This window comes from Phyllobacterium phragmitis (genome assembly GCF_002980495.1).
Classification (GTDB): domain Bacteria; phylum Pseudomonadota; class Alphaproteobacteria; order Rhizobiales; family Rhizobiaceae; genus Paramesorhizobium; species Paramesorhizobium phragmitis.
The window spans coordinates 1-4,502 of the sequence record NZ_PVBR01000056.1 but is presented as its reverse complement, the minus strand read 5'-3'; the positions used below and the strand labels follow the sequence as shown (position 1 = coordinate 4,502).

6 protein-coding genes and 1 pseudogene are annotated in these 4,502 nt (G+C 63.5%); 4 read left to right on the top strand and 3 right to left on the bottom strand.

Annotation, left to right across the window (positions count from 1 at the left end):
- Window positions 1–255: 255 nt before the first annotated feature.
- Window positions 256–687 carry a CopG family transcriptional regulator gene (locus C5748_RS27170; RefSeq protein WP_105746145.1) on the bottom strand — a complete coding sequence of 144 codons (432 nt, stop codon included), beginning with the start codon at window positions 685–687 and terminating at the stop codon, window positions 256–258.
- A gap of 228 nt (window positions 688–915) precedes the next feature.
- On the bottom strand, window positions 916–1,503 hold the full coding sequence (locus C5748_RS27165) for a DUF2285 domain-containing protein (protein WP_245582013.1): 588 nt from the start codon (window positions 1,501–1,503) through the stop codon (window positions 916–918).
- On the opposite strand from C5748_RS27165, the pseudogene C5748_RS27160 reads away from it, so the two are divergent.
- Window positions 1,466–1,759, top strand: a pseudogene (locus tag C5748_RS27160) (IS30 family transposase); the annotation flags it as partial. The gene C5748_RS27165 and the pseudogene C5748_RS27160 sit on opposite strands and share 38 nt — an antisense overlap.
- Before the next feature lie 78 nt (window positions 1,760–1,837).
- Here C5748_RS27160 and C5748_RS27155 read toward each other — a convergent pair.
- Entirely contained in the window at window positions 1,838–2,044 is a 207-nt protein-coding gene (locus tag C5748_RS27155) for a helix-turn-helix domain-containing protein (RefSeq protein ID WP_425350309.1), read from the bottom strand.
- Between C5748_RS27155 and C5748_RS27150 the strand changes: the two genes are divergently transcribed.
- From C5748_RS27150 to C5748_RS27140, 3 genes are all read left to right on the top strand, one after another.
- The gene (locus C5748_RS27150; RefSeq protein ID WP_105746141.1) at window positions 2,027–2,230 is read left to right on the top strand and encodes a helix-turn-helix domain-containing protein; all 204 of its coding nucleotides are present in this window, start codon (window positions 2,027–2,029) and stop codon (window positions 2,228–2,230) included. The genes C5748_RS27155 and C5748_RS27150 overlap by 18 nt on opposite strands.
- A 320-nt stretch (window positions 2,231–2,550) precedes the next feature.
- Window positions 2,551–3,123, top strand: a complete 573-nt coding sequence (locus C5748_RS27145; protein ID WP_105746137.1) for a TetR family transcriptional regulator — start codon at window positions 2,551–2,553, stop codon at window positions 3,121–3,123.
- Window positions 3,116–4,114: an NAD-dependent epimerase/dehydratase family protein gene (locus tag C5748_RS27140; protein ID WP_105746135.1), complete on the top strand. Its 999-nt coding sequence runs from the start codon at window positions 3,116–3,118 to the stop codon at window positions 4,112–4,114. The genes C5748_RS27145 and C5748_RS27140 overlap by 8 nt, the downstream gene beginning before the upstream one ends.
- Window positions 4,115–4,502: the final 388 nt, after the last annotated feature.

Here is a 4,502-nt window from a genome sequence, read left to right as displayed (position 1 = left end):
TTGTCGCCCATTCCACGGATACGCATGTCTTCGATCATGCGCGCGCGCAGTGGGGTGGTCCTCTCCTCCTTCATGGGAACCTCCTGTCTGATGATTGAGAAGACCCCAATCGTCAGGCCAGGAACCCGAGTCACAAAGAACCAAGGTCGATCAGCAGGCGCACCGCTTGTCACGAGCGCCATTGCCGCGCGAGCGGCTTAGTCCATACCACCCACATCTGCCATAAAGCGCCGCAGCTTTGCATCTACGCGATCTCTAGCCGTCGCGCGCGGGATCGATGTCTTCGGAGACTTCCTGCCTGAGCTTAGGGCCGCTTGCGAGTCGACGGCCCAGAGGCGCGATGAAGGCGTCGTATCGCTCGCCGGCTTTGGCGCGAGCGGCCTGAGCCGCAGGCTCTGGCAGGGCCGGCGTCGTGGTCAGCCAGAAGCGGACGAAGATGGCCAGCGTCTCGACGGAGATGCCGACGTCGCGCTCCATGCGGGTCAAGCGCCGGTCGATCTGATCGAGCCGTTTGGTGGTTGCCGCCTCCTGCCGTTCCGCAGCGTCGGGCGACAGGAAGGATGCAATGCCGGCCTCTGCGACCAGTGATAAAGAGTGGCCACGCCGGGCCGCGTGCGCAGAGAGGGCACTCATGACGTCGGGATCGAGATAGACGGAGAGCCGCTGCTTCTTGGGTGATTTCGTCACTGATGGCCTCCTACAGCTCGATGCCGTCGCCGGGATCGAGCGAAGCGCCGCCTCCTGCGTTCTCAGGTAGCGTGGCGGTAAATTGGCGGCTTTCTCGGCCATGATCGCACCTCCGTGGTCTCGCGGGCGGCCGCTTCGAATAAGCGGCGGGGTGCGAGCACGGTGGCGTGGCGACGGCGCCTCGGACGATGTCGAAGTAAGATGCTAAAATCGACACCCGAGCGGGCGTCAGCGATCGCGGCGTGGGCGGCGCAGCAATGTCCGGTAGCCGCCGCGAACGAGCTTCATGCCGTCGCGGGCGAGACGGATCGTGATCTCCCGGATCGGGTCGCCGACCCAGGACGCTGCGTCGATCTTGTGCTGGGGGAAGAGATGTTCGGCGACGGTGCGGTAGATGGCGCCGCTCTGGCGTGCGTCGACAGCGCGTAGCATCTGGCGGGTGCGCTGACGTCTCTGCAGCGTCATGCGTGGATCGCGCGGCACACGCTTGCCGAACATTGCGTGCCAGAGGCGTTCGACCGCGGTCAGCCGGTCGGGCGTCAATTCGTCGAACATGACGAATGCGCCGAGGGGGAGGGCATCATCGACGTCGACCAGGGTGACATCGTAGGGGGTGCCCCGCAGCGCGAGCCGGATCAGATCAGGATCATGCTCGATGATAGCGCGGGCGTGCAGATCGTCAACGCGGACGCTGAGATCTCCCGCCGGGCTCGGTCCGACCATGAATGGAAGCATCGCTGGATCGGTTTGCGGGGTCCAGAAGATCGGCTGGATGAGTGCCGAGTTGCGGCGCTCGTTGACATGGGACCAGGGCAAGGAGATGGCTCGTCACAAGAGCTTCACCGTCGCAACCGATCTACAGGTCTACTTCTGCGATCCGCACAGTCCCTGGCAGCGCGGCAGCAACGAAAATACCAACGGCCTGCTCAGACAGTACTTTCCGAGAACCACCAACCTATCACTCGTCTCGCGGGATCAACTCGACGCCGTCGCTCTGAAGCTTAATCAGCGACCCCGAAAAACCCTGGACTTCGAGACCCCGGCCGATAGGCTGCAGAAGGTGTTGCGATGACCAGTTGAACTCACCATCGGAACGATGACGCATGGCCTTGACGCGGGACGAGGTGGCAACGCCGCGACCTGTCGAACGTCAGGTTTCCTTCTTCGCATCAACGAGCAGCACTCCCTTGCCCTGATCGGAGTTCAGGAAGACGATGCCGGCGCGTTCGAAAGCCCGTCTCACCTCATCGCGCGTGCTCTCAAAGACCTCAAGTCCACTGGGGGATTCGAGGCGCTTGAGCGCGGTCAATGAGACCCGGGCCTTGTCAGCGAGCGTCTCCTGTGTCCAACCAAGCAACGCGCGTGCGGTCGGGAGAAGGGCCTGACACAGGAAGAGGTCGAAGCACGTTCCGGCTTCAGCCAGCAATACCTCAGCAGCCTCGAACGCGGCCGGAGGAATCCAACCGTGATCACGCTGTATGAACTCGCCCAAGCCCTCGGTGTCAGCCACGTCGATCTGGTCGAGCGAGACGACAAAGTTTGAGCGGCACACCCGCGAGGATCATGCTTCTCTTCGTAGTCGGTACAAGACCGCCACAGGATGGGATCAGAGGAGCCGGCGGGACAATCTAAATTGCGACATCACCTCCGCATCGGCCTCGGCGGTTAAGTCGTATTTGCGCGCTCGCCGTTCCCCGTCCCCTCGCGGAGAAGTACCTCGACCGGCCTAGCCCGGTCGAATCTTAAACTGGTGGTGCAGCGGTTTCCGGCCGCTTGCCCCAGTGGGCAGCGGCTGTGATCGGGGCTTGACATCGCGGACCTCACCAGTTTATTTCCGAACGGTCGGAAATAAACCGGTGTCCCATGGCCCGTCCAAGAAAACATGATCAGGATCAGATCCTTGATGCCGTCGAACGGGTTGTCGCCCGTGATGGCATACTGACCGTCGATGCGGTTGCGAAAGAAGCGAATGTCTCGAAAGCCACCGTGCTCTACGAACATTCCAGCAAGCGCGAGCTGATCGCTGCGGTGGTCCGGCGCACGATCCGGGCCGACAATGCCTTCAACGACAGCTCTACGGTACCCTTTGCCGGCGCGCCCGATGCGCCGCTGCGAGGCCGTATCGAGGCCGCCCGACAGACGCGGGTTGTTCAGGGCGGCAACCCCGCAGTGCTGAGCCTTGTTGCGGCGTTGATGCAGGACGCCGAACTGCGCGCGGAATTCCGAGCCAACCAGGCGGACTTGGGCGAGGCGCTTCTGGCCGGGGCCAGCCATCCCCGCGCTGCCCGGTTGGCCTGGCTGGCGTTGGAAGGACTGAAATTCCAGCAGCACCTGGAACTTCATGCCTGGAGCGAGGCCGAAAGGGCCGAGATTCTCGACGATATCGAAATGCTGGCCGTGCATGGCGCGGCCCCCGAGGGCAACACCCATGACTGAGCGTCACATCTTCATCACCGGCGCTGCCGGCTACGTCGGGCGTAACCTGCTGCGTCATTATGTTGCCGCCGGGCACCGGGTCACCGGCCTTGTCCGCAGTGCCGAGGCTGCCGAGCAGATCGCGGCCTGGGGCGCGCGGCCGGTGATCGGCGACATGCTGACCACCGATCTCGTGCCCGTGATGGAAGGGACGCAGGCGCTGGTCCATGCGGCGGCCAGCCTCGATCACGGTCCCGGTTCGCAGGCGGCCCGAATCAATGCCGAGGGCACCCGCCGGGTACTGGAGTCTGCCCGGGCCGCGGGCGTCGCCTCCACGGTGCTGATCAGCACGGATTCAGTGCTCCAGGACGGGCGCCCACTGTGCAACGTCGACGAGACCACGCCCTATCCGTCCCGGCCCGCAGGTGGCTACTCCGCCGGCAAGGCAGAGGCGGAACGGATCGCCCGGCGCGCGGCTGCGGCGGGTCAGAACGTAGTGATCCTGCGCCCACGGATGGTCTGGGGTCGAGACGACACCACCGCCCTGCCGATCTTGACCGAAGCCGTGCGGAGCGGCCGCTTCGCCTGGATTTCGGGCGGGGACTACCTTTGTTCGACGACCCATGTCGGCAACCTCTGCCATGCCGTAGATCTCGCCTTCGGGCATGGTCGCCGCGGTGAAATCTACCACATCTCCGATGGCTCACCCCGTTCGTTCCGCGACACGGTGAGTGCGCTTCTAGCCACCCAGGGGCTGACCGCCGGCACGAAATCTGTCCCCCGTGGTCTGATCCACGGCTTCGCGCGGATCGGGGACGGCCTCTATCGCCTGACCGGCAGCCGGTTGCGCGGGCCCCTGAGCTTTCAGGACTACGCCACGAGTGCCGTGGAGATCACGCTAGACATTCGCAAGGCCGAGCGGGAGCTCGGCTACAGCCCGGTTGTTTCCTGGGAGGACGGGCTGACAGAACTTCGTCAGACCCAGGTGACGACGCGACTAATCGAAGTATGAGCGACGGTGGCTGGCCTTTCGGCGGGCCGTAAGGGGATCGTCGGGGCGAATGCTGCACAGTGTGCGAATGTCGAAGAAGGGCTCGAAGCTGCAGTTCGGGAGCGACCGAATACTTCATCTATAATAGTCTTTTTTTGGCGGGATTCTTTAGGGTGTGTTGAGATTCAGGTCAGGCGAGGCGAAAACGTCGTTTGCAGCCCGCCATCATCTGAATATCGACCCCCCCTTATCGCGGCGACAGCCTGACCCCCACCGCCTCCCCCCTGTCCTTAGGGGCAGGCAGACGGCTGGAAAAGGCGAGGCTTTCGCCCGGCGCGATGATTCGCCCCTTTGTCCCCAGATAATAGTCGCGTTTCATGCCCGTCCGGTCTTTTATCGTAATGGCAAG